The sequence below is a fragment of the Schaalia sp. 19OD2882 genome, assembly GCF_018986735.1.
GTDB lineage: Bacteria > Actinomycetota > Actinomycetes > Actinomycetales > Actinomycetaceae > Pauljensenia.
Map to the genome: position 1 here is coordinate 1,320,299 of NZ_CP065521.1, position 23,751 is coordinate 1,344,049.

Sequence of the window (23,751 nt, forward strand, 5' to 3'; positions counted from 1 at the left end):
ATCAACTCCTGTTCTTGCTGGGGCGCAGGTCGGTGCGTGCTCGGCGTTCGACCTGCCTGACCATGACGAACACGCTTGTCGCCATCGCACACAGGACCAGGATCGTCACGAACATGGACGCGGTGTCGACGCTTGTCCGGGCCTGGACCAGGACCTGTCCCAGTCCTTCGCCGCCCATCACCATCTCCCCGACCACCGCACCGGTCACCGACAGGGTGAAACCTGTGCGAAGACCGGCCAGAATGGAGGGCGCCGCCAGGGGTGCCTCCATCCGCCACACGAGGGTCCATCCCTGGGCGCCGTCCAATTCGGCGGCCTCCATGACCTCAGGATCCAGGTGCCGCAGTCCGAGGACCGTGGACACGAGGATCGGGAAGAAGACCATGAGGGCGCACAGGGCGGCGATTGCCCATGTCCCGTAGCCGATCCACAGGACCAGCAGTGGGGCCAGGGCGATGGCGGGCAGCGCCTGCGTCGCGCCGAGGAAGGGCTCGACTGCGGCAGCCACCACACGGGAGCGATGGATCAGCCAGCTCAGTGGCAGTGCGGCGGCGACGCCGAGGATGCACCCGAGTAGGGCCTCCCCTGCGGTCACTCCGATGCGTTGCCACATCCATGCCTGGGACAACAAGTCGACACCCCGCACGGCGACTGCGCCCGGTGAGGGCAGTCGCCATGCTTCGACGCCGGTGAAGGAGGTGGTTGCCCACCAGCCGAGGACGAGGACGAGGAGCAGCAGGAGCGGAGCGATGATGCCCAGCCCCGGCTCGTCAGCCCGTGCACGCGTCATGTCGACGTCCTTCCCGGCGTCCGGGGTGCACGGGCGTGTGCGCACACGACGGTGCGCGAGGCCGCGTACTCCTCCCATCCGGACTTTCACCGTCGGTACCGGAATCCCACCGGTTCAACCGCCTGTCAGGCGGGTCGCGGACTGTCACCGCCGGTTCGGACTCTCACCGACCCCGGAGCACGTGGGGCCATTGTGCCATGCGCGGGCCCGACGTGGCAGGTGCGGTCAGTGCGCGTGGCAGTGGGCGGCCGCCAGGGAGCGCAGCAGGTCGATCTCCGAGGCGGCGTCCTCGGCCTTGAAGACGGCTGACCCGGCGACGAAGTTGTCGGCGCCGGCCTCGGCGGCCATCTCGATGGTGGCCCGCGAAACCCCGCCGTCGACCTGGATGGACACCGGCAGGTCGGCTGTGCGGATCGCCTCACGGGTGCGCCGGATCTTCGGAATCATCGACTCGATGAAGGACTGTCCGCCGAAGCCGGGTTCGACCGTCATCACGAGGATCATGTCGAATTCGCAGAGGATGTCGACGAAGGGCGTGATGTCGGTGGCGGGGCGCAGGGCCAGTCCCACCTTGGAGCCCAATCGGTGCAATTCGCGGGCCAGGCGCACCGGTGCGGTGGCCGCTTCGACGTGGAAGGTCACAGAGTGGCAGCCGACCTCGGCGTATCCGGGGGCCCACCGGTCCGGGTCCTCGATCATCAGGTGCGCGTCCACCGGCAGGACGGCGGAGTTGACGACTGACTCGACCACGGGCAGACCCCACGACAGGTTGGGGACGAAATGGTTGTCCATGACGTCGACGTGGGCGATGTCCGCGCTGCGGATCAGCTCAAGTTGCCCGCGCAGGTCACCGATGTCGCAGTTGAGGATCGAGGGGGAGATCGTGGGTTCCATGCGCACAAGGGTATCGGTGCGCACTCACCGTCTGCGCAGACATGCGATGAACATGAGGTCGCTGCCGTGCCTGTGTTCCCACAGTTGCACGGTGGTTCCCACCCCGCCGGGACCTTCGGTCCCCACGATCTCGGGGGCCTCGTCGACGGCGACGGTTCGGGCGATGGCGGCCGTGTCGAGCAGTTGCGTGCCGCCCTCGTCCAGGAGCGCCGCCACCTGGTCGAGGGTCTCGGCCACGTGCGGCGAACACGTGACGTAGGTCAGGACGCCGCCGGGTCGGGTCAGGGCAAGTCCCCGGCGCAGCAGATCGGCCTGGAGGGCCAGCAGGTCGTCGAGGTCCTCCGGGCGTCTGCGCCACCGTGACTCGGGCCGACGCCGCATGGAGCCCATGCCCGAGCAGGGGGCGTCGACGACGACCCTGTCGAAGGAGCCGAGGGGCCATGCGGTTCCCGGCCCGCCCAGGCGTCGGCCGTCTGCGCAGATGACGTTGACGTTGTCGAGGGCGCGGGTGGCCCGCTCGACCAGTCGGGCGCGGTGCGGGTGCACTTCGTTGGCGACCAGACTTGCTCCCTTGGGGGCCGCCAGCGCGGCGAGCAGGGCCGCTTTGCCTCCGGGACCGGCGCACAGGTCCAACCACAGGCGGTCCTGTCCCTCCACGGGGGCGCCTGCAGCGATCATGGCCGCCACTTGGCTGCCTTCGTCCTGGGCTCCTGCCAGGCCTGCGCGCACCGATGGCAGGGAGGCGGGGTCGCCCGACTCCATGAGGACCGCGTATTCGCTGAGCGCGCCGGGGGCCACTCGGGTGCCCAGGAGGTCTGCGGCCTCGTCTGCCAAGTCCGCCACGTCGACGAGGCCGGGGCGGGCGACCAGCGTGACCAGCGGCGCCTCGTTGTCGGCGGCCAGAAGGTCTTCGAGTTCGTCCGCTGCGCCGCTGTGGCGGCGCAGGGCCTCCTCGAATGCCTCGACCATCCACTGCGGGTGCGAGTGCTTGACGGCGAGGCGGGCAAAGCGCGCTTCGATGGCAGCCATGTCGGCCACCCGCGTGGACTCGTCCTCGCGGGTGAGGGAGCGCAGCACGGCGTTGACGAACTTGGCGGGTCCGTCGGTGACGCATTCACGGGCAAGGTCCACGGTGGCGGAGACGGCCGCGTGGTCGGGCACCCGCATGTCGAGCACTTGGTGCGCCCCCATTCGCAGCAGGTCCACGACCGTGGGGTCCAATTCGGCCAGTGGACGTGAGACGTGGCGTGCGAGAGTCCAGTCGAGCCGCCCGAGGCCGCGAAGTGTGCCGTAGACCAGTTCGGAGACGAAGGCGGCGTCACGGGCGTCGAGAAGCCCCTCTGCGCGGGCCTGACGCAGGGCGCGGGGAAGGGCGATGTTCGCGAACGCCCCTTCGCGGAGGACCTCTGTGAGCACCCGGTGGGCCAGGCGCCTGGGGTGGTCGGCCTGGCCGATGCGTCGATAGCCCTGCGAGTGGCCTGTGGTGGCCATCAGATACGACCTTCCTCGTCCGTGCGCGCTCCGAGTCGGTCCTCGGGGCCGGGTCGCGACCCGCGCGCCCATGCGGCCGCCCCCATCCAGGACTTGCCTGCGGGGGCCACTTCGCCCAGGCGCACGCACCCCTGGGCGCATCCGACGAGCACGTCGTTCTTGGAGACGAGGAGGAGCCCCGGTCCCGGGGTGTCCTGCGCCAGCGGGGTGACCGCCCGGAGTTTCATGCGACGCCCGTCCGGAAGGCGCGTCCACGCCCCCGGATTGGGGGTGACGGAACGGATGACCCGGTCCACGTGGTCGGCGTCCTCGGTGAAGTCGATGAAGCCGTCCTCGTGGGTGAGCATGCGTGCCCTGGTCACTTCGGCAAAGGGGTCCTGGGCGACGGCCAGGGCCGTGCCCTGCTCCAGGTCCTCGACGACGTCGAGGACCTGGGTGGCTCCCTCCCTGGACATGCGTGACAGCAATTCCCCGGCGTCCTCGCGGCCGATCGGGGTACGGATCCGGGAGAAGACCGGCCCGGTGTCCAGGCCCTCCTCCAGTTGGAAGACGCAGGAGGCGGTGGCGGAGTCCCCCTCCCGGATGGCCCACTGGACGGGGGCGGCGCCGCGCCAACGTGGGAGGTCCGAGAAGTGCAGGTTGATCCATCCGAGTCGCGGCGCCTCCAGGATCCGCGTGGGAACCAGCCCGCCGTAGGCGACGACGACCCCCAGGTCAGCCCCGGCGCCCTCGACGAACTCGGCGGCTTCCGGGCTGCGAAGGTGGGAGGCCTCCAACAACGGGACGTCGGCCGCACGGGCCACTTCGGCCACGGGTGAGGGTACGAGGACACGTCCTCGACCGGCTCGCGCCGGCGGGCGGGTGATGACCCCGGAAACCGTGTGTCGGGAGGAGAGCAGCGCCTCCAGGGTGGGGACAGCGGCCTCGGGTGTTCCAGCAAAGACGATGCGCACCCGACAAGTCTAGCCAGAGCGGGTCAGAACAATTCCGGAGGGTTGACGTCGATGCCCACTGGCGTCAGGCGCCGGGCCGAACGAGTCTGCTGGATGGCGCGGAGCCTGGCAAGACCCGCGGCCGCGTCGGAACGGGTCAGGCGCAGGAGCCCACGGACGTTGCCACCCATTTCACCGGGACGTGGAAGGATGCCCAGGACCTCACCCTCGGCCTCGTCCAGGACGGCGCGCACGTCCTTGGCGGGCCCGTCGAGAGCCACCAGGGTGGCCGCCGGGAAGAAGCCGAGAGCCTCACGCTCGTCAAGGGCTCGTTCGGCGAAGTCCACGGGGTCCCAACGGCGCAGTGCCTGACGCAGGGCGGGTTCCACTCCCCCGACGACGAGGGCTCGACCTGTGGGGCGTACGAGGGCGAGGACGGTGAACCATCGTCGCAGTGCTTCTTCGGGCGCCCACAGTTCGGGACGTCCGGCGATCGCACGGGCATCGAGGACGAGGGCGGCCGCGTATCCGCCTTCGCACGTGGGTTCGCTGCCCGCAGTGGCCACGACGATGCGTGGGGAGGCCTCGACGTGCCGAGGGGTGTCCTGGCCGCCGGAGACGACGAGCAGGGGCACTCCCGGGAATGCGCGTCCGAGTTCTTCTCCCATGCGCTGTGAGCCGACGCGTCCTTGGACCAGCTCGGTTCCATGGCATTGGTCGCAGCGCCAGGACGAGGCGTCGGCGCCGCACAATCGGCACGAGATGCGCTCGGGCGCCGTGGAGGCCAGAGCGCCGGCGCAGTGCGTGCACCGTGCCCTTCGCCGGCACCTTGCGCAGCTGACGACGGGAACGTACCCGGCGTAGGGCACGTGCACGAGGACCGGACCAGTGTCCAGGGCGTGGCGGAGCAGGCGCATGGCCTGGGGAGGGACCCGGCTGGCACCGGCCGGTCCCTCGCGTTCGAGGTCGGCCTCGTCCTGCACGTCCACGACGGGTGCGAGCGCGCGCCGCGTGGCCAGGTCGGGGTCGACGGACACCGCCCAGCCGGAGCGCACCAGCGCCTGGGCCCTTACCGACCGGGACCAGCCTCCGGTCACCAAGGCACACCGCTGCTGATGGCAGCGCAGGATCGCGACCTCGAGCGCATCGGTGCGAGGGTGACGGACCTCCCGCAACCGGTCGTCCCCGTCGTCCCAGACGACGATCAACCCCAGGTCGGGCATGGGGGTCCACACGGCCGACCTGGTTCCCACCACGACATGCAGGCGACCGAGCAGACCTTCGAGGTGGATGCGGTGACGTTGCCGGGCCTCCAGCTCCCCTGACTGGAGGCGAACGGGGACGCCGAGGCTCGCGTCGAGCATCTGCGCAGTGGCGCGCGCCCGCTCGAGGGTGGCTTCGATGACGAGGCAAGCGCGTCCGGAGGCCAGCGTCGCACTCACGAGGGCGCGGAGCTGCCTCTCGCGCGTCGGCGCGAGGGCGCCCCACACCGCACGTGGGGACTCTCCGGCGTGCAAATGGGCCACCAGCGCCTCACCGCCACTCCAGTGCGCCCACGCCACGCGGTCGTCCTCGGCCACGGGTGTCGGGGCCAGGGGCATCGGAGCCGGTTCTTCGGCCAGGACGGCCTTCTCGGTACGTGCATGTCGTGGCGGCACGGCAAGGCTGAGCACTTGGGACATGGTGGCCACATGGCGGTCGGCAACCATGCGCGCCAGTGCGACCAGGGTCCTGTCGAGGACCGGCGCAGTCGAGGTCACGCGCCGGATCGGCTGCAGGGCGATTTCGGGACGCCCGCGGGAACGCCCCAGGATCCACCCGGCGTGTGTGCGCCCGGCCAGGCGCACTTCGACGCTGTGGCCGATGTGGGCGCGATCTGCGAGCTCATCCGGCACCACGTAGTCCAGCGGGCGATCCAGGTGCGGCAGGTCGACGTCGACGAGGACGTGCGCGATCTCGACCTCCGGTCGAGGCGGTGCCGCCATGCCCGGCAAAGCTTCCTGCTCCACATCCATGTCTTCAGTGGACCACGATCCACCCACATGTGGGAGGGTTCAGGCGAACATCGCGGGCCCGTAGGCGGCGCCGACCAGTGCGGCCAGCACGAAGAGGAAGAACCCGGTGAGTGCCCAGTCGGCGCCGCTTCGCACCGCCGAACGCAACAGTGCAGGCGCCGGCAGATGCCCTTCACGTATGTTGATGCGCGTCAGGCCCGCCCACACCAGGGTGGTGGTCACCGTGATGAGCAGGCACCACGGGCACAGGACGTGCAGGACGGCATAGGACTGGCTGAAGAGCCACAGGGCGAAGGCCAGTCCCACCGTGTACAGGGCCTCGACGCAGAGCATGTACCAACGGGGGAAACGCACGCCGGCCATCAACGCCACCGACACGCACAGGACCGCCGTCTCGAAGAGGATCCCCAGGAAGGCGTTGGGGAATCCGAGGATTCGTGCCTGCCACGACTGGGCGACCGAGGAGCAGGACAGGACGGCTGAGACGTCACACCCGAAACGCGTGTTCGCGTCCATCGCCAGCTGCCAGGCCTCGATGGACAAGACGAAGGAGGCCACCAGGCCCACAACGCCTGAGAGGATCATCTCGATGCTCGTGCGCCTCACCCATGCCAAGGGTGCGCGATCCTCGATCTCGTCCACCTCCACTTCCCCGCTCATGCGCCCACCGCAGCTCGCAGGAGTTCGACCTTGTCGAGACGTTCCCACGGAAGTCCCTCCCGTCCGAAGTGCCCGTATGCGGAGGTCTGCGTGTAGATCGGGCGCAACAGGTCCAGGTCCTCGATCATGCCGGCGGGCCGTAGGTCGAAGACCTCCTGCACGACGCGAGCGATGAGGGCGTCGTCGACCCTGCCGGTTCCGAAGGTCTGGGCGAGGACGCTCACCGGCCGGGCGCGTCCGATGGCGTAGGCCACCTGCAGTTCGCAGCGGTCGGCCAAGCCTGCTGCCACGATGTTCTTCGCGGCCCACCGCGCCGCGTAGGCGGCGCTGCGGTCGACCTTGGAGGGGTCCTTGCCGGAGAAGGCGCCGCCTCCGTGGCGCGCCATGCCCCCGTAGGTGTCGACGATGACCTTTCGGCCCGTCAGGCCGGCGTCACCGCCGGGCCCTCCGAGGACGAAACGACCTGAAGGGTTGACGAGCACCTGCATGTTCTCACGCGACAGGTCCAGGCCGGCCTCGTCCAGCACGTGGTCGACGACCAGGGCGCCGATGGCTGCTCGGAGATCTTCTTGACGGAGCTCGTCGTCGTGCTGGCTGGAGACGACCACTGTCTCGACACCGACGGGCCGGTCGCCCTCGTACCCCAATGTCACCTGGGTCTTGCCGTCCGGGCGCAATCCGAGGAACTCCCCGTCCCTGCGCACCTGGGCCAGGCGCTTGGCCATCCGGTGGGCCAGCCAGATGGGGGCCGGCATGAGATCGGGCGTGTCATTGCTCGCGTAACCGAAGATGACGCCTTGGTCCCCTGCGCCCTGTCGGTCGCGCGGATCGACGGAGGTCCCACCGCGCGCCTCCAGGGAGCTGGCCACCCCTCCCGCGATGTCGGGGCTCTGCGCACCCAAGGAGACGGACACGCCGCAAGAAGCGCCGTCAAAGCCCACTCGCGAGCTGGTGTACCCGATGCGGCAGATCTCCGAGCGGACGATGTGTGGGATCTCCACGTACCCCTCGGTGGTCACCTCTCCGGCGACGTGCACCAGCCCCGTGGTGACCATGGTTTCGACGGCCACACGGGCGTGGGGGTCCTGTTCGAGGATCGCATCGAGGATGGCATCCGAAATCCGGTCGCAGACCTTGTCGGGGTGGCCCTCGGTGACGGACTCGGAGGTGAAGAGCTGGCGGTTCGTGGTCACCGTGTCATCGTACCCAGCACCTCGAGGGCCTCACGGAGCACGACCTCGGCCACGTCGTCCTTCGTGCCGGAGGCCTCCACCTGCACATTCCCTTGACGGTCGAGGACGTGGACGTGGTTGGGGACGTCCCCGAAGCCGTGTCCCCCACCCACACGATTGACGACCAGCAGGTCTGCTCCCTTGCGCAGGGCCTTGTCGCGCCCGAGGCGAAGGACCTCGTCGAGATCACCGGTCTCGGCGGCGAATCCCACGACGACCCGCGGACGCACCTCGTCGGCGCACACACGTGCGAGCACGTCGCTGGTGCGCTCCAGGGCGATGACGGGGGCGCCTTGGGAGTTCGGGTCCTTCTTGATCTTGTCGGGACTGACCACGGCGGGGCGGAAGTCCGCCACTGCGGCGCTCATGACGAGCAGGTCCGTCGCGCCCTGGCGGGTGCGCACGGCCTCGTCCACGGATGCTGCGGTGGGTGCATCGACCACCTCGACTCCTGCGGGGAGCAGGTCGCCGTCCACATTGGAGGCGATGAGGGTCACCTGTGCTCCGCGCCCTCGGGCGGCGCGGGCGATCGCGCAACCTTGGCGTCCGGATGAGATGTTGCCGATGAATCGGACGGGGTCCAGAGGTTCGCGGGTGCCGCCTGCGGTGACGAGGACGCGCAGCCCCCGCATGTCCTGCGCCTGTGCAGGGGTGCCACCGGGGACGGAGTCGAGCACCTGCAGCGCCTGGGCGACGATGTCCTCGGGTTCCGGCAGGCGTCCGACTCCGGCGTCCCCCGAACTCAGGTCCCCGCTGACCGGGTCGATGACGTGGATTCCTCGCGCGCGAAGTGTCGTGATGTTGTCGCGAGTTGCGGGTGAGGCCCACATTTGGGTGTGCATGGCGGGGGCAAGGACGACGGGGCACGAGGCGGCAAGGATTGTCGTCGTGAGCAGGTCGTCCGCCATGCCTGCGCGCACCCGCGCGACCAGGTCCGCAGTGGCGGGCACGACGAGGACGAGGTCGGCAGTGCGCGCCAACTCGACGTGGTCCGCCAGACCCGAGTCGAAGACCCCCGTGTGGACGGGGTTGCCCGACAGGGCGCTCCAGGTGGCGGCGCCGACGAAGGACAGGCTCGCAGGGGTGGGCACCACGTGCACATCCATCCCGGCCTTGACCAGGAGACGCAGGACGTGGGCCGCCTTGTACGCGGCGATGCCCGCACTGACTCCGAGGACGACCGATGCGGACACGGGGCCTCAGGCGTCGGGGTTGGCCTCGAGGGTGAGCATGCCCTCGTCGATCTCGCGCAGGGCGATGGCCAAGGGCTTCTCATCCGGCTCGACCTCGACCACGGGGCCCACGACCTGGATCATGTTCTGCTCGAGCTGGAGATTGTAGGAGTTGATCTGTCGGGCGCGACGTGCCGCGAAGATCACCAACGCGTACTTCGAGTCGACCCGGCTGAGCAGGTCGTCGATCGGCGGGTAGGTGATGCCCACGGGTTGTGCGACGATTCCGGACATTCGACTCCTCCTGGTTCCGAGGGTCCACGCGCTCGCCGATGCGAGGCGGACCACCCGGCGAGTCTACTCCAGCCCCATGAGTCGAGCCAGTTCCGACGCGGCCTGTTCGACGTCGACGTTGGTCACAACCGCGTCGAATTCGCCCATGGACGCCATCTCGGTCCGCGCAGTGGCCAGGCGTCGGGCGATGGCCTCAGGGGCCTCGGTTCCCCGCTCGACCAAGCGACGCTCCAGTTCTTCGGGCGAGGGCGGGGCGAGGAAGACGAAGAGGGCGTCCGGCATGGTGCCTCGCACCTGCCGGGCGCCCTCCAGGTCGATCTCGAGGATCACGGGATGTCCCTCCGCCAAGGCGTCGAGGACCGGTTGGCGGGGAGTTCCGTACTTGTCGAGGCCGAAGACCTGCGCCCATTCGAGCATTCCGCCCTCGGTGACGAGGGCGTCGAAACGCTGCGGTGAGATGAAGTGGTAGTGGACTGCGTCGACCTCGCCGACTCGTGGTGCACGGGTGGTGGCGGAAACCGACAGGACGATCTGCGGGTGCTTCTCACGCAGACGCCGTACGACGGTTCCCTTTCCCACTCCACTGGGACCGACGAGGACGAGCAGGACGGGCGATGTCATGGCCCCATCCTGCCATCGGGCCTCGTCTCAGCCGAAACGGCGAATGAGTTCGTCCCGTTGGACGGGTCCGAGCCCGCGTACGCGCCGTGAAGGCGCGATACGGACCTCTTCCATGATGACGGCTGCGGTGTGCACACCGACCCGGGGAAGGGACTCGAGCAGGGAGACGACCTTCATCTTCGCCAAGGCCTCGTCATCCTCGGCGAGTTTGAGCACGTCGGAGAGCATGAGGTCCTTGTTCTTCAGTGCCGCTTTGACCTCTGCCCGACGACGACGTGCGCGTGTCGCCTTCTCCAGTGCCGCTGCGCGTTCTTGCGGGGTCAGATCAGGAAGTGCCATTGGAGTTCCCTCCTCGTGTTCTTGGTCACGTCTCACTCAGCATTGCACCACGACGTGAAACTTGCCCAGGAACGGGCGCTTCCGCGAGTCGCTCAACCGTCAAAGCCGAGGTCACGCACGGTCCGCACGTAGGCGGACCTCAAGGAGTCGGCGTCGGGCCCTGCGGACAGGACCGCTCTGGAGGTGGAGGCGAGCACTTGTGGCAATGATGCGCCAAAAACGGCTCTCACCTGCTCCGATCCGGCGCCTTGCGCGCCGACACCCGGTGCGAGCACAGGGCCGGCGAGTGTGGTCAGGTCGATGTCGAGGTCATCCAGCGCAGTGCCGACCGTCGCGCCGATGACAACCCCGAAGGATCCCATGTGAGTCGCATCACACTTTGTGTTCCATGGCGACAACTCGTCGACGATTCGTGCCGCCACCGATCGTCCATCCGATCCCACGCTGTGCTGCAGAGCCGCCCCCTCAGGGTTCGAGGTCAGAGCCAGTACGAATGCTCCACGGCCGGAGTCCAGGGCCGCTTCCAGCGCCGGCGTCAAGGACCCCAGACCCAGGTACGGCGACAAGGTCACTGCGTCGCCGGCCAGCGGCGAGCCGTCAGTGAGGTAGGCCCTGGCGTATCCGGACATGGTCGAGCCGATGTCTCCGCGCTTGGCGTCCACGATGCACGGTGTGCCCACCTCGCGACAGACCGACACCAGCGATTCCAGGGCGGACACTCCCCCGCTGCCGTACTCCTCGAAGAAGGCTGCTTGCGGTTTGAGGGCGCCCACGCACCCGCCCAACGCCTCGAGGACGATCTGGGAGAAACGGAGGACTCCTGTGGGACTGCGTTCGAGCCCCCATGCGTCAAGGAGGCCCGGATGAGGGTCGATCCCCACGCACACGGGCCCGTGTGCGGCCATCGACGCCGCAAGACGGTCCCCGAAAGGCATGACTGCACTCATGCGCGAACCCTCTCCTCGTCCCACTCCTGCAGGGAGCGCACCGAGCAGGGGCCCGACAGGATGACTTCGATGGCCTGGACCACCGCGTTGAAAGCCTGAAGGGTCGTGACAATGGTCTTGTCATTCGCCGTGGCCGCAGTGCGGATCTGGTAGCCGTCGTGCCTGTTCGACGAGGACTGGGGCGTGTTGACGATCATGTCCACCACGCCCTCGTTGATGAGATCCACGATGGTCGGCTCCCCATTGGGGCCGCGACCCTCCGAGGACTTGCGCACGATCGCAGCAGGAATCCCGTTGCGGTGCAGGACCGACGCCGTACCCTGGGTCGCGTAGATCTCGAAGCCCAGCTCCAGCAGACGCCTCACCGGGAACACGATGGCGCGCTTGTCCTGGTCGGCGATGGAGATGAAGACATTGCCCTGAGTCGGAAGTTCGGCGAAGGCCGAGGACTGCGACTTGGCGAATGCCGTCGGGAAATTCCGGTCGATGCCCATGACCTCACCCGTGGAACGCATCTCCGGACCGAGGATCGTGTCGACCACCGACCCGTCCGCCTTGCGGAACCGTTTGAAGGGCAGGACGGCCTCCTTGACGGCGATCGCCGCACCCTCGGCCAGTTCGCGCGCATCATGAGCCGGCAGGATCCCCTGCTCACGCAGGGAGGCGATCGACTCGCCGACCTGGATGAGCGCTGCGGCCTTGGCAAGAGGCACGCCGGTGGCCTTGGAGGCGAATGGCACCGTGCGCGAGGCCCGAGGATTTGCTTCGATGACGTAGAGGGTGTCGGAGAGTTGGGCGAATTGGATGTTGATGAGTCCGCGCACACCCACTCCGCGGGCAATGCGCTCGGTGGAGTGTGTGATCCGTTGGATCTCCCGAGCGGACAAGGTCATCGGTGGCAACACGCACGCCGAGTCGCCGGAGTGCACACCGGCCTCCTCGATGTGCTCCATGACGGCGCCCATGAACAACTCGGTCCCGTCGAAAAGTGCGTCGACGTCGATCTCCACGGCGGCGTCCAGGAAGCGGTCGATGAGCAGCGGGCCGCCTTCGAAGAGCTGGTCCAGGTCAGGGCGGTCCAGGTAGTCGCGCAGAGCCTCCGGCGAGTTGACGACCTCCATGCCTCGACCTCCCAGGACGAAACTCGGGCGCACGAGGACCGGGTAGCCGACCTCCTCGGCGACCTCCAGGACCCGCTCCGGTGTGCGCGCCACACCGTGGGCAGGTGCCGGGCACTCGGCCTCGGCCAGGACCTTTCCGAACTCCTCCCGGTCCTCCGCCAATGCGATCGACTCGGGTGTCGTGCCCAGGACGGGTACTCCAGCACGGGCCAGGTCCTGCGCCAAGGACAGGGGTGTCTGGCCGCCGAGCTGCACGATGACGCCCTTGACGGGGCCCGCGGCGCACTCGGCTCGGTACACCTCCAGCACGTCCTCCAAGGTGAGGGGTTCGAAGTACAGGCGATCGGAGATGTCGTAGTCGGTGGACACCGTCTCCGGATTGCAGTTGACCATCACCGTGTCGAAGCGTTCCCGCAGGGCCGTCGTCGCGTGGACGCAGGAGTAGTCGAACTCGATGCCCTGACCGATGCGGTTGGGGCCGGCTCCCAGGATGATGACGGCCTCCCGCCGGCGTGCGGCGACCTCGTTCTCCTCGTCGTAGCTGGAGTAGTGGTAGGGGGTGCGGGCGGCGAACTGGGCGGCGCAGGTGTCGACCGTCTTGAAGACGGGGTGCACCTCGAATGCAGCACGGACCTCGCGCACAGTCGTCTCCGACAACCCCCGCAGATCCGCGATCTGGGCGTCGGAGAATCCATGGCGCTTGGCCTCCAGCAGCAGCTCGCGGCTCAACGCGGGCGCCTCACGCAGGCCGGTGGCGACCTCGTCGAGAAGAACCATCTGGTCGAGGAACCACGGGTCGATCGCGGTGGAGGCGAAGAGGTCCTCGATGCTCGCCCCGCCGCGGATCGCCTGTTGGACCTGGACGAGACGCCCCTCGGTGGGCACAGCGGCCTGTCGGACCAGGGCTGCGGTCTGCTCCGCGTCGGGTGCGGGCCCGTTCCAGTGGAACTGGACGCCCTTCTTGTCAATGGAGCGCAGAGCCTTTTGGAGGGCTTCGGTGTAGTTGCGGCCGATGGCCATGGCCTCTCCGACGGCCTTCATCGAGGTCGTCAGGGTCGGGTCGGCCTCCGGGAACTTCTCGAAGGCGAAACGTGGGACCTTGACGACGACATAGTCCAGGGTCGGCTCGAAGGAGGCCGGCGTGGAGCCCGTGATGTCATTGGGGATCTCGTCCAAGGTGTAACCGGTGGCCAGCCTCGCAGCGATCTTCGCAATGGGGAAACCCGTTGCCTTCGATGCCAGGGCGGAGGAACGCGACACACGCGGATTCATCTCGATGACGATGACGCGGCCGGTGTCGGGGTGGACGGCGAATTGGATGTTGCAGCCGCCCGTGTCGACTCCCACCTCTCGAATGACGGCGATGCCGATGTCGCGCAACCGCTGCAGTTCACGGTCGGTCAGGGTCAGGGCGGGCGCCACGGTGGTGGAGTCCCCCGTGTGCACACCCACCGGGTCCACGTTCTCGATGGAGCAGACGACGACCACATTGTCCGCGGTGTCGCGCATGAGTTCGAGTTCGTACTCCTTCCACCCCAGGATCGATTCCTCCAGAAGGACTTCGGTGGTGATGGAAGCGGCCAACCCCTGACCGGCGATGCGTTCGAGGTCGGCCGGAGTGTGGGCGAAGCCCGACCCCAGACCGCCCATGGTGAAGGAGGGGCGCACCACCAGCGGGTAACCGAGTTCGGCGGCGGCCGCATGGCACTCCTCCATGGAGTGGGCGATGAAACTGCGGGCCACCTCCGCGCCGCACCTTTCGACCACGCCCTTGAAGACCTCCCGGTCCTCGCCGGCCCGGATGGCCTCGATGTTCGCGCCGATGAGTTCGACCCCGTAGCGTTCGAGCACCCCGGCCTCGACAAGCGCCACCGCGGCGTTCAGGGCCGTCTGTCCACCCAGGGTCGGCAGGAGTGCGTCGGGCCGCTCCTTGTCGATGATCGCCGTGAGCACCTCGGTGGTGATCGGCTCGACGTAGGTGGCGTCGGCGATTTCCGGGTCGGTCATGATCGTCGCCGGATTCGAGTTCACCAGGACGACCCGCAGGCCCTCTTCCTTCAGGACCCTGCAGGCCTGGGTGCCCGAGTAGTCGAATTCGCAGGCCTGGCCGATGACGATCGGTCCGGAGCCTATGACCAGGACGGAGGACAGGTCGGGACGACGGGGCATCAGTTGCCCTCCTTGTGCGTGGTCATGAGTTGGATGAAACGGTCGAAGAGGTGTTCCCCGTCATGGGGGCCGGCTGCGGCTTCAGGGTGGTACTGCACGGAGAAGGCCGGAAGGTCCATGGCCCTCAGTCCCTCGACGACTCCGTCGTTGAGGCACACGTGGGTGACCTCGACGCGCCCGTAGCGGCCGCCCTCGAAGGGGGCGGTGGAGGGGGCTCCGATCGGCGCGTCCACGGCGAATCCGTGGTTCTGCGAGGTGATCTCGACCTTGCCCGTGGCCAGCTCCTTGACGGGCTGGTTGACCCCACGGTGCCCGAAGGGCAGCTTGTAGGTCCCGTAGCCAAGCGCCCGGCCGAGCAGCTGGTGCCCGAAGCAGATGCCGAAGAAGGGGGTGCCGGAGTCCAGGACGGCGCGCAGCAGGTCGATCTCGCGCTCGGCGCTGGAAGGGTCGCCCGGCCCGTTGGAGAAGAAGACCCCATCCGGGTGCAGCGCCTGGATCTCCGCCCAGGAGACGGTGTTGGGGACGACGAGGACGCGGGCGCCGCGCTCGGCCAAGTGCTCCGGGGTGCGCGACTTGATGCCCAGGTCCACGGCCACGACAGTGACCAGGGGCTCACGTCCGGCGAAATGCCCCGAGGGTTCGAGGATGTAGGTGTGGGCCGTGGAGACTTCACCGGCCAGCGCCGCCCCCGCCATCCGCGGCTGCTCGACGACGATGCGCACGAGGGCGTCACGGACCTGGTCGCCCAGGTGTTCGGCGCCGGCGGGCAGGGCGTCGCCGGAGAAGATGCCGGCCCGCATGGCTCCCCGGGTGCGGATGTGCCGGGTGATCGCCCTCGTGTCGACCTCCGCGACACCGACGATCCCCTGCTGGATCAGTTCTTCTTCCAGGCCGCGCCGTGAACGCCAGTTGGAGGCGCGCCTGGCGGGATCGCGGACGACGTACCCGGCGACCCAGATCTTCGAGGACTCGGGGTCCTCGTCGTTCATGCCGGTGTTGCCGATGTGAGGCGCCGTCATGACGACGATCTGGCGATGGTAGGAGGGATCGGTGAGGGTCTCCTGGTAGCCGGTCATGCCGGTGGAGAAGACCAGCTCCCCCAGGGTGCGTCCGCGCGCGCCCCAGGCGCGTCCGCGGAAGACCGCGCCGTCCTCGAGGACCAGAAGAGCAGTGTTCTCGCGCGCGCTCACCGGTTCTCCTTGGCGATCGGCTCTCCTTGGGAGACGGTGGCCACCCCTCGCAAGAACGTGTGGAGGACCTGTCCGGGCAGTTCGAGGCCGTGGTAGGGGCTGTTGGTCGAACGACTCCACTGGGTCGCGGAGTCGACCGTGCGACGCACGGAGGGGTCCAGGATGGTGACATTGGCGGGAGCCCCTTCGACCAGACCTTGGCCCTGACCAGGGTCGCGTCCGATGCGCGCCGGGGTGGTCGACATGACCCGGGCGACGTCCTCCCACGTCATGCGACCGGTCTCCACCATGGTCGCGATGACGACGGGCAGGGCCGTCTCCAGGCCCGTCATGCCGAAGCTGCCGGCCTGCCACTCGCAGTCCTTGGACTCCAAGGGGTGCGGCGCATGATCGGTGCCGACCACGTCGATGGTCCCGTCGGCCAGGCCTTCACGCACGGCTTCGACGTCCTCGGCGGTGCGCAGAGGGGGGTTGACCTTGTACAGGGGGTCGTAGGAACAGGCGCAGGTCTCCGTGAGCATGAGGTGGTGGGGGGTGACCTCGGCCGTGACATCCACGCCCATGCGCTTGGCCCAGCGGATGATCTCCACCGAGCCGGCCGTCGACAGGTGGCACACGTGCAGGCGTGATCCCACATGCTTTGCCAGCAGCACGTCGCGGGCGATGATCGCCTCTTCGGCGACAGCGGGCCAGCCCGGCAGTCCGAGTTCACCGGACAGGGGCGACTCGTTCATCTGGGCTCCCTCGGTCAGCGCGGGGTCCTGGGAGTGTTGGGCGACGACCCCGTCGAAGGCCTTGACGTATTCCAGGGCGCGGCGCATGAGGACGGGGTCGGACACGCACTTGCCGTCATCGGAGAAGACCCGCACCTTGGCGCGCGATCGGGCCATGGCACCCATGGCCGAGAGCTGTCGTCCTTCCAGCGCCACGGTGACGGCGCCGACAGGGCGCACATCGACCCAACCGGCCTTTCGTCCGAGCTCCAGGACCTGTTCGACGACGGAGGCCGTGTCGGCAACAGGGGTCGTGTTGGCCATGGCGTAGACGCTCGTGTAGCCGCCGACGGCGGCCGCTCTTGTGCCGGTGAAGACGGTTTCTGCGTCCTCACCGCCGGGTTCACGCAGGTGGGTGTGGATGTCGACGAGGCCGGGCAGGGCGATGAGGCCGTCGCAGTCGATGCGCTTCGGGTCATGTGCGCCCTTGCCTGCATCTGCGCCGATGGCGGCGATCACTCCGCCCTTGAGGAGCATGCCGGTGCGACCGGCTCCCACCAGGTCGACGCCGGTGAGGAGGATGTCGCGGGTCTGGGTGTCAGTCACGGGTGTTTCCTTCCGGCGCGAGCAGCAGGTAGAGGGCGGCCATTCGGACGCAGACTCCGTTCGAGACCTGTTCGACGATGACGGATCGCGGGGAGTCTGCCGCCTCCGCACAGATCTCCAGCCCGCGGTTCATGGGGCCGGGGTGCATGACGATGGTGCGCTGGTCGAGTCGCTCGAAGCGCTGTCGGTCCAGGCCGTAGGCGGAGTGGTACTCCCCCGGCGAGGGGAAGAAGCCTCCGCCGGCACTGCTCATGCGTTCACGTTGGACCCGCAGCATCATGATGGCGTCGGGGTCGGAGTCGATGGCCGCGTCCAGGTCGTACTCGACCGTGCACTTCCATCCGTCCACGCCCACCGGCAGCAGTGTCGGGGGTGCCACCAAGGTGACGTCGGCACCGAGCAGGCCCAACAGGTCGACGTTGGAACGGGCCACCCGCGAGTGCAGCACGTCCCCGACGATGACGACTTTGGCTCCGCTCAGGTCGGTGCCCGGAGCCACGGGGGCCACGGTCGGGTCCGGGACCTCCCGGTTGAAGTGCCTCCGCAGGGTCATGGCGTCGAGCAGCGCCTGGGTGGGGTGCTGGTGGGTGCCGTCCCCGGCGTTGAGCACGGGCAGGTTCATCCAGCCGGCGTGGGCCAGGCGGTGCGCGGCACCTGAGGAGGAGTGGCGCACGATGACGGCATCGGCGCCCATGGCCTGCAGGGTCAGGGCCGTGTCCTTGAGGGACTCGCCTTTGGAGACGGAGGAGCCCTTGGCGGAGAAGTTGATGACGTCGGCGCTCAGGCGTTTGGCTGCGGCCTCGAAGGAGAGTCTGGTGCGTGTGGAGTCCTCGAAGAAGAGGTTGACCACGGTGCGTCCGTGCAGGGTCGGCAGTTTCTTCACGCGTCGTGACTGGGTGGCGGCCATCTGTTCGGCCGTGTCCAGAAGGAGGAGCGCATCGCGGTATTCGAGGTCGCGGATGGAGATGAGGTGGTCCAGGCTCATGTCACGCCTTCTTCCCGAGGAGCACGCCGTCACGGCCGTCGGTCTCTGCCAGCAGGATGGTCACGGTTTCGCTGCGGGAGGTCGGCAGGTTCTTGCCCACGTAGTCGGGTCGGATGGGCAGCTCCCGGTGCCCGCGATCGACGAGGACGGCCAGTTGGACCGCACGTGGGCGTCCCAAAGCTCCGAGGGCGTCCAGGGCGGCCTTGATCGTGCGGCCCGTGTACAGGACGTCGTCGACGAGGACGACGGTGCGCCCCTCGACGCCGGCCCGGGGAACCGTGCTCTGCTTGGGGGCGCGAAGCGGGTGGTCGGCGAGATCGTCGCGGTACATCGTCGTGTCGACGACGGCCAGGTCGGGGGCGGATCCGGAGATTTCGGTGAGTTTGGCGACGAGTCGCCGCGCCAGGTGGGCGCCGCCCGTGGGGATTCCGGCGATGACGAGGTCGCCGCCGTGGTTCTTCTCGACGATCTCGAAGGCGATGCGGGTCAGTGACCTGGAGATGTCCTCGGCTCCGAGGACCTCCTTCACGTCGCCGTGAACAGGGTGCACAGTGTCCATGCGGACCTCCTTCCCCGCCTCTCCGGACGGGCCTTAAAGGAATGCTTCCGTCGAGATGCTACCTCCATGCGGCCTCGGCGTGGCGCAAGTGTCCGCCGGTTGGGGCGGGCCGCTCCTGCCGAGGGACGCCCGGACACGGGCGGTGCCCCGAGCCCGTGCTCGGGGCACCGCGTGTGGCGTACCGGCCCCTCTCCTGGAAGGGGTGCCGGGTGCGCAGATCTCAGGCGAGCAGCTCGCGGGCTGCGGTGACGATGCCGTCGACCGTGATGCCGTTGAGTTCCAGCAGCTCCTCGTAGGTGGCGGACTGGCCGAACCGGTCCTGGATGCCGACCTGGCGCACGCGTGCACCGCCGACCTCTGCGACGACCTGGCTGACTGCGGCGCCCAGGCCCGTCAGGATCGTGTGGTCCTCGACGGTGATGATCCTGCCGGTCTTCATGGCCCTGAGGACCTCGTCCCGGTCCAGAGGCTTGACGGTGTGCATGTCCGTCACACGTACCGAGACGTCCTCGCGCTGGAGGATGCCCGCCGCTTCGATGGCCAGGCGCAGGGTGTCCCCGTTGGCGATGATCGCGACGTCCTCGCCCTCGGACAGGACCTTGGCCTTGCCGATTTCGAACTCTTCGTCGGGACCGTAGATCGTGGGCATCGCATCGCGGGTGAAACGCAGGAACATCGGCCCCACCCAGTCGGCAGCCGCGCGCACGAGTTTGCGGGCCGAGTGGTGGTCCGCCGGCATGACGACACTCATTCCGGGCAGGCCGCGCATGGTGCCCATGTCCTCGATCGCCTGGTGGGAGCCTCCGTCATTGCCTGGGGTCAGGCCACCGTGACTGCATGCGATCTTCACATTGAGGTTCGGGTAGCAGATCGACTGGCGGATCTGCTCGGCCATGCGCAGGGAGCCGAAGACGGCGTAGGTGACGACGAAGGGAATCTTGCCCGTGGTCGCCAGGCCTGCGGCCACCCCGGCGCCATTCTGCTCTGCGATTCCCACGTTGACGTGCTGGGCGGACAGCTCCTTGGAGAAGCGTGTCGTGCCGCACGACTTGGCGATGTCGCAGTCGACGACGAAGATCTCCGGGCGCTCCTTGCCCAGTTCGACGATCTCCTCACCGAATGACACGCGGGTGGGGATCCTGTTCGCATTGTCGACCGAAACCTTCATCACTGCAGTCCCTTCTCGATCTCGGCAACGGCCTGTTCGTACTCTTCGGTGTTCGGTGCGGTGCCGTGCCAGGCGGCCACATCCTCCATGTAGGACACGCCCCTGCCTTTGACCGTGTGCATCACCAGTGCCTTCGGTTGCCCGTTCGCGCGGGAGCGGAGACTGTCGAAGGCATCGGAGATCGCCTGCATGTCGTGGCCGTCGATCTCGATGACGTCGTAGCCGAAGGCCCGGAGCTTCTCGGCCAGGTCAAGATTGGGGCTGACCTCGTCGCAGTGGCCGTCGATCTGCAGATTGTTCACGTCGATGATCGCCGTGAAGTTGTCGAGGTGGTACGTGTGGGCGCACTGGATCGCCTCCCACACCTGGCCCTCCTGCATCTCACCGTCACCGAGCAGCGTGTACACGCGTGAGTCCTTGCCGTCGCGCTTGAGGCCGAGGGCCATGCCGACGGCGGCAGAAATGCCCTGCCCGAGGGAGCCGGTGGAGATCTCGACGCCCGGGCACTTCTTGGAGTCGGGGTGTCCCTGGAAGGGGGATCCCTTCTTGCGCAGTTTGTGGATGTTCTCGGGGTCCACCACGCCGGTGTGCACCAGCGCCGAGTACAGGACGGGGGCCACGTGTCCCTTGGACAGGACGAAGCGGTCGCGGTCCTGCCACCCTGGGTCGGCGGGGTCGAAGCGCATTTCGCGGAAGTAGAGGTTCGCCACGACATCGGCTGCGGAAAGCGATCCTCCGGGGTGTCCCGACTGCGCCTCATAGACCATCTGGACAGAGGTCTTGCGCAACTTCTTGGCCCATTCCTTCAATTCGTCGGTGGAGACGTCCTTCACCATCGTCTCTTCTCCTTTCACGGGTCTTGTCGTGCTCCGGGTCGGCGGGCAGTGCCCGCGGGGCCTCACTACAACGGGATGAGCATGAGTTGGGGTGCGTAGGCGATGACGAGGACGAAGACCAGGATGAGTGCGTAGAAGAGCAGCAGTTCACGGGTGACCTTCGTGATGCCCACACGTCCGATGCCCGCCGAGATGTACAAGGTGGTGCCCACCGGGGGCGTGTACAGGCCCATGGCCAAGGTGCACACCATGAGGATTCCCAGGTGGATGGTTCCCATGCCGATCGCGTCGGCCAGCGGCATGAGGACCGGGGTGAGCAGGAGGATCGCCGGAGCCATGTCGAGGAACATGCCGGTGATGATGAGGATGACGACGATGAACAGGACGATGAGGTGGTGGTTGTCCGTCGTGCCGAGCAGGGTCGTGGCGAGCTTTTGCGGCGCCTCCTGGATGGTGAGCAGCCACGACAGGGCCGCGGAGAACATGATGAGGACCATGACCACGGCCGTCGATGCCGCCGATTCGGCCACGGAACGCATGAAGGACTTCCAGTTCAGGTCACGGTACATCGTCACGCGGATGAGGATCGCGTACACGGCTGCCAGGACGGAGACCTCAGTGACCGTGGCGGTGCCGGTGAACAGGAAGACTCGGATGAGGATGACGGGAATGAGGATCGCCGGTGTGGCGACGAGCAGGTCGATGAGAAGCCTCTTCATCGTCAGCTTGGCTTTGACCTGCGGATAGCGGTGTCTCCAGGCGATGAACCAGCAGGCGAACATGAGGAACACCGCCATGACGATGCCGGGAAGCAGGCCCGCATTGAAGATCGCTGCAACCGAGGCGCCTGAAGCAGCCGAGAAGAGGATCATCGGGATCGAGGGCGGGATGATGACGCCCAGGACGGAGCTGGAGGCATTGACGGCGGCCGCGTACTGAGCGGGGTACCCGAGCTTCTTCGTCCACGGGATCATGACCTTGCCAAGGCCAGTGGCGTCAGCGACCGCGGAGCCGGACACACCGGCGAAGACGGCGTTGGTCAGGACCGACGTCATGCCGACGCCGCCGCGGAAGCGTCCGACCAGGCGTGTGGCCAGGCCGATGACCTGGGCACCGAGTTTGCCGGAGAAGAGCAGGTCCGCGGTGAGAATGAAGAAGGGGATGGCGAGCATCGAGTAGTCGGTGGCTCCGGCGAATGACTGCTGGGCCAGGGCTTCCATCGGAAGCGAGCCGATGGCGAACAGGCCGACCACCGTTCCTGCGATCACCGAGTAGGCGACAGGCACTCCGAGCAACAGCAGACCGATGAAGACGACGAGGGCGAGTGCAACCTCAAACACCGTGGACCTCCTTGACGGCATCCTCGGGAGCGACCTCGGTGCCGATGTCGATGCTGTGCAGGGCGCCGTGCCTCCAGAAGAACCACGCACGAACTGCGGCCTGCACGCCCAGGCAGGCGGTCATGACGATGAATGCCGCGAAGCTGCCGAGTTGCGGCCAGCCCATGATGGGGGTCACCTGCGCCGACATCGGCCCCACCATGTACGCCCCGAGGTAGGTCAGGTAGAACATGAGGACGGCGACGAAGACCCAGATGCCGACCGACATGGTCTGGTAGGCCTTTCCCTGGAGCTTTTCCAGGAAGAAGTTGACGCCGACGTGGGCCATCTGGGCCTGCGCGATGACTGCGCCGGCGGCGATGAGCCACGGAAGGATGTAGCTGGGTCCTTCAGCGGCCAGGTCGATGCTCGAGTTGAACACGTAGCGCATGACCACTGCCGCAGTGACCAGGACGATCATGACGATTGTCAGCGCTCCGGCAGCCCACGACCCGACCTTGAGGAAGACCGCGTTGACGGGGTCGGTTGCCTCAAGCGGTTCGTCGAGGACGGACTGGGTGTCGAGGGCGGCGATGTCGTCCTCGGTGATGACCTTCGTCGGGGGCGCACCGGTGGGTGCACTGTCTGGGCGGGACATCATTGGTTCCCTTCTGCGTGGGCGGCGCGCGACTCGTCCGCATCGGCCTTGATGAGTTCGAAGAACTCCGGGTACTTGGCCTTCCACTCCTCGTAGACCGGAGCGGTGGCCTCGCGGAAGGCGTCCTTGTCTGGGTGGGTGACCGTGAGTTTGCCCTCGAACTCCTCGTAGATCTGGGTGGAACGGTCGGCCATGAGTGAGCGCTGGAAGTCGCGCGCCTCGTTGGCGGCCTCCTGGATGATCCTCTGCTGCTCGGGCGAGAGCCTCTCCCAACGCGAGGTGGACATGACGAAGGGATTCGACTCGTACTTGTGGCCGGTGACCGCGAGATTCGGCTGGACTTCGTCGAGTTTGGAGCTCTTGATGTTCGTCACCGGGTTCTCCTGGCCGTCCACTGCGCCGGTTTTGAGCGCCAGGTAGAGCTCACCGAAGGCCATGGGGGTCGGGTTCGCCTTGAGCTGGTTGAAGATCGAGATCGTCATGGTGTCGTCGGGCGTGCGGATCTTCAGTCCTGCCACGTCCTCGGGTGTGTTGATCTCGCGCTTGGAGTTGGTCAGGTCGCGCATTCCGTTGTCCCAGAAGCCGAGGACGTGGAATCCTTTGCGTTCGGCCTGTTGTGCGAGGAAGCCGGAAACTTCGGGGTCGTCGACCACTTCGTGGGCGTGCGCCGAGTTCTCGAAGAGGAAGGGCAGGCCGATGAGGGCCGCCTCGGGCACGTAGGTGGCGAAGGGCCCCTGCGAGTTGACGGTCATGTCCAGGGTGCCCGCAGCCACCGAGACCATCATCTCGGTGTCCGAGCCGACGGTCTCCTGGCCGAGGATCTGGATGTCGATGGAGTGTCCGGACTTGTCCTCCACCAGTTCCTCGAACTTGAGGGCGGCGTCCGAGCGAGGATTGCCGGGCGCTGCGCCGTGTCCGAGGATGATGCGGATGCTGTCGGTGTGGCGGGGGCCAGAACCTCCGGCGCACCCCACCAGGAGTGCGGCAAGGACGGTGGCGGCTCCCACTGCGCCCACGAATCGTGTGTGTCGGTGCATTCG

22 protein-coding genes and 1 riboswitch are annotated in these 23,751 nt (G+C 67.6%); all 22 genes read right to left on the bottom strand.

Going from position 1 to position 23,751, the window contains the following annotated elements; translation table 11 throughout:
- Nucleotide 1: 1 nt before the first annotated feature.
- The 22 genes from I6B53_RS05835 to I6B53_RS05940 all read right to left on the bottom strand — a co-directional run bounded on the left by I6B53_RS05835 (nucleotide 2) and on the right by I6B53_RS05940 (nucleotide 23,748).
- Entirely contained in the window at nucleotides 2–790 is a 789-nt protein-coding gene (locus I6B53_RS05835; protein ID WP_216763296.1) for an ABC transporter permease, read from the bottom strand.
- A gap of 62 nt (nucleotides 791–852) precedes the next feature.
- Nucleotides 853–974, bottom strand: a riboswitch (FMN riboswitch).
- 41 nt (nucleotides 975–1,015) lie between these two features.
- Nucleotides 1,016–1,684 carry a ribulose-phosphate 3-epimerase gene (gene rpe / locus I6B53_RS05840; protein ID WP_216763297.1) on the bottom strand — a complete coding sequence of 223 codons (669 nt, stop codon included), beginning with the start codon at nucleotides 1,682–1,684 and terminating at the stop codon, nucleotides 1,016–1,018.
- Between the two features lie 24 nt (nucleotides 1,685–1,708).
- The gene (locus I6B53_RS05845; protein ID WP_216763298.1) at nucleotides 1,709–3,175 is read right to left on the bottom strand and encodes a transcription antitermination factor NusB; all 1,467 of its coding nucleotides are present in this window, start codon (nucleotides 3,173–3,175) and stop codon (nucleotides 1,709–1,711) included.
- Nucleotides 3,175–4,128, bottom strand: coding sequence for a methionyl-tRNA formyltransferase (locus I6B53_RS05850; protein ID WP_216763299.1), 954 nt, complete (start codon nucleotides 4,126–4,128; stop codon nucleotides 3,175–3,177). The genes I6B53_RS05845 and I6B53_RS05850 overlap by 1 nt, the downstream gene beginning before the upstream one ends.
- 23 nt (nucleotides 4,129–4,151) lie before the next feature.
- Nucleotides 4,152–6,122: a primosomal protein N' gene (locus tag I6B53_RS05855; RefSeq protein WP_216763300.1), complete on the bottom strand. Its 1,971-nt coding sequence runs from the start codon at nucleotides 6,120–6,122 to the stop codon at nucleotides 4,152–4,154.
- Nucleotides 6,123–6,161: 39 nt separating this feature from the next.
- Nucleotides 6,162–6,782: a vitamin K epoxide reductase family protein gene (locus I6B53_RS05860; protein ID WP_216763301.1), complete on the bottom strand. Its 621-nt coding sequence runs from the start codon at nucleotides 6,780–6,782 to the stop codon at nucleotides 6,162–6,164.
- Nucleotides 6,779–7,975: a methionine adenosyltransferase gene (metK, locus tag I6B53_RS05865; RefSeq protein WP_216763302.1), complete on the bottom strand. Its 1,197-nt coding sequence runs from the start codon at nucleotides 7,973–7,975 to the stop codon at nucleotides 6,779–6,781. Before metK ends, I6B53_RS05860 begins: the two co-directional genes overlap by 4 nt.
- Nucleotides 7,972–9,207, bottom strand: a complete 1,236-nt coding sequence (gene coaBC / locus I6B53_RS05870; protein WP_216763303.1) for a bifunctional phosphopantothenoylcysteine decarboxylase/phosphopantothenate--cysteine ligase CoaBC — start codon at nucleotides 9,205–9,207, stop codon at nucleotides 7,972–7,974. Before coaBC ends, metK begins: the two co-directional genes overlap by 4 nt.
- Before the next feature lie 6 nt (nucleotides 9,208–9,213).
- Complete coding sequence (rpoZ, locus tag I6B53_RS05875) at nucleotides 9,214–9,480, bottom strand: DNA-directed RNA polymerase subunit omega (RefSeq protein WP_216763304.1); 267 nt, start codon at nucleotides 9,478–9,480, stop codon at nucleotides 9,214–9,216.
- A gap of 63 nt (nucleotides 9,481–9,543) precedes the next feature.
- Nucleotides 9,544–10,101 carry a guanylate kinase gene (gmk, locus tag I6B53_RS05880; RefSeq protein ID WP_216763305.1) on the bottom strand — a complete coding sequence of 186 codons (558 nt, stop codon included), beginning with the start codon at nucleotides 10,099–10,101 and terminating at the stop codon, nucleotides 9,544–9,546.
- Between the two features lie 27 nt (nucleotides 10,102–10,128).
- On the bottom strand, nucleotides 10,129–10,440 hold the full coding sequence (gene mihF, locus I6B53_RS05885) for an integration host factor, actinobacterial type (RefSeq protein WP_216763306.1): 312 nt from the start codon (nucleotides 10,438–10,440) through the stop codon (nucleotides 10,129–10,131).
- Nucleotides 10,441–10,532: 92 nt separating this feature from the next.
- Nucleotides 10,533–11,387 (bottom strand): orotidine-5'-phosphate decarboxylase, encoded by an 855-nt coding sequence (pyrF, locus tag I6B53_RS05890; RefSeq protein WP_216763307.1) that lies wholly within the window; start codon nucleotides 11,385–11,387, stop codon nucleotides 10,533–10,535.
- Nucleotides 11,384–14,677, bottom strand: coding sequence for a carbamoyl-phosphate synthase large subunit (gene carB / locus I6B53_RS05895; RefSeq protein ID WP_216763308.1), 3,294 nt, complete (start codon nucleotides 14,675–14,677; stop codon nucleotides 11,384–11,386). The genes pyrF and carB overlap by 4 nt, the downstream gene beginning before the upstream one ends.
- Nucleotides 14,677–15,867 carry a glutamine-hydrolyzing carbamoyl-phosphate synthase small subunit gene (gene carA / locus I6B53_RS05900; RefSeq protein ID WP_216763309.1) on the bottom strand — a complete coding sequence of 397 codons (1,191 nt, stop codon included), beginning with the start codon at nucleotides 15,865–15,867 and terminating at the stop codon, nucleotides 14,677–14,679. Before carA ends, carB begins: the two co-directional genes overlap by 1 nt.
- A complete protein-coding gene (locus I6B53_RS05905; RefSeq protein ID WP_216763310.1) occupies nucleotides 15,864–17,186 on the bottom strand; it encodes a dihydroorotase in 1,323 nt (440 codons plus the stop codon). Before I6B53_RS05905 ends, carA begins: the two co-directional genes overlap by 4 nt.
- On the bottom strand, nucleotides 17,179–18,171 hold the full coding sequence (locus tag I6B53_RS05910) for an aspartate carbamoyltransferase catalytic subunit (RefSeq protein WP_216763311.1): 993 nt from the start codon (nucleotides 18,169–18,171) through the stop codon (nucleotides 17,179–17,181). Before I6B53_RS05910 ends, I6B53_RS05905 begins: the two co-directional genes overlap by 8 nt.
- A 1-nt stretch (nucleotide 18,172) precedes the next feature.
- A complete protein-coding gene (gene pyrR / locus I6B53_RS05915) occupies nucleotides 18,173–18,730 on the bottom strand; it encodes a bifunctional pyr operon transcriptional regulator/uracil phosphoribosyltransferase PyrR (RefSeq protein ID WP_301554127.1) in 558 nt (185 codons plus the stop codon).
- A gap of 220 nt (nucleotides 18,731–18,950) precedes the next feature.
- Nucleotides 18,951–19,898, bottom strand: a complete 948-nt coding sequence (locus I6B53_RS05920) for a transketolase family protein (protein ID WP_216763312.1) — start codon at nucleotides 19,896–19,898, stop codon at nucleotides 18,951–18,953.
- Complete coding sequence (locus I6B53_RS05925; protein WP_216763313.1) at nucleotides 19,898–20,734, bottom strand: transketolase; 837 nt, start codon at nucleotides 20,732–20,734, stop codon at nucleotides 19,898–19,900. Before I6B53_RS05925 ends, I6B53_RS05920 begins: the two co-directional genes overlap by 1 nt.
- A gap of 65 nt (nucleotides 20,735–20,799) precedes the next feature.
- Nucleotides 20,800–22,074 (bottom strand): TRAP transporter large permease, encoded by a 1,275-nt coding sequence (locus I6B53_RS05930; RefSeq protein ID WP_216763314.1) that lies wholly within the window; start codon nucleotides 22,072–22,074, stop codon nucleotides 20,800–20,802.
- On the bottom strand, nucleotides 22,067–22,711 hold the full coding sequence (locus I6B53_RS05935) for a TRAP transporter small permease (RefSeq protein ID WP_216763315.1): 645 nt from the start codon (nucleotides 22,709–22,711) through the stop codon (nucleotides 22,067–22,069). The genes I6B53_RS05930 and I6B53_RS05935 overlap by 8 nt, the downstream gene beginning before the upstream one ends.
- Nucleotides 22,711–23,748, bottom strand: coding sequence for a TRAP transporter substrate-binding protein (locus I6B53_RS05940; RefSeq protein ID WP_216763316.1), 1,038 nt, complete (start codon nucleotides 23,746–23,748; stop codon nucleotides 22,711–22,713). The genes I6B53_RS05935 and I6B53_RS05940 overlap by 1 nt, the downstream gene beginning before the upstream one ends.
- Nucleotides 23,749–23,751: the final 3 nt, after the last annotated feature.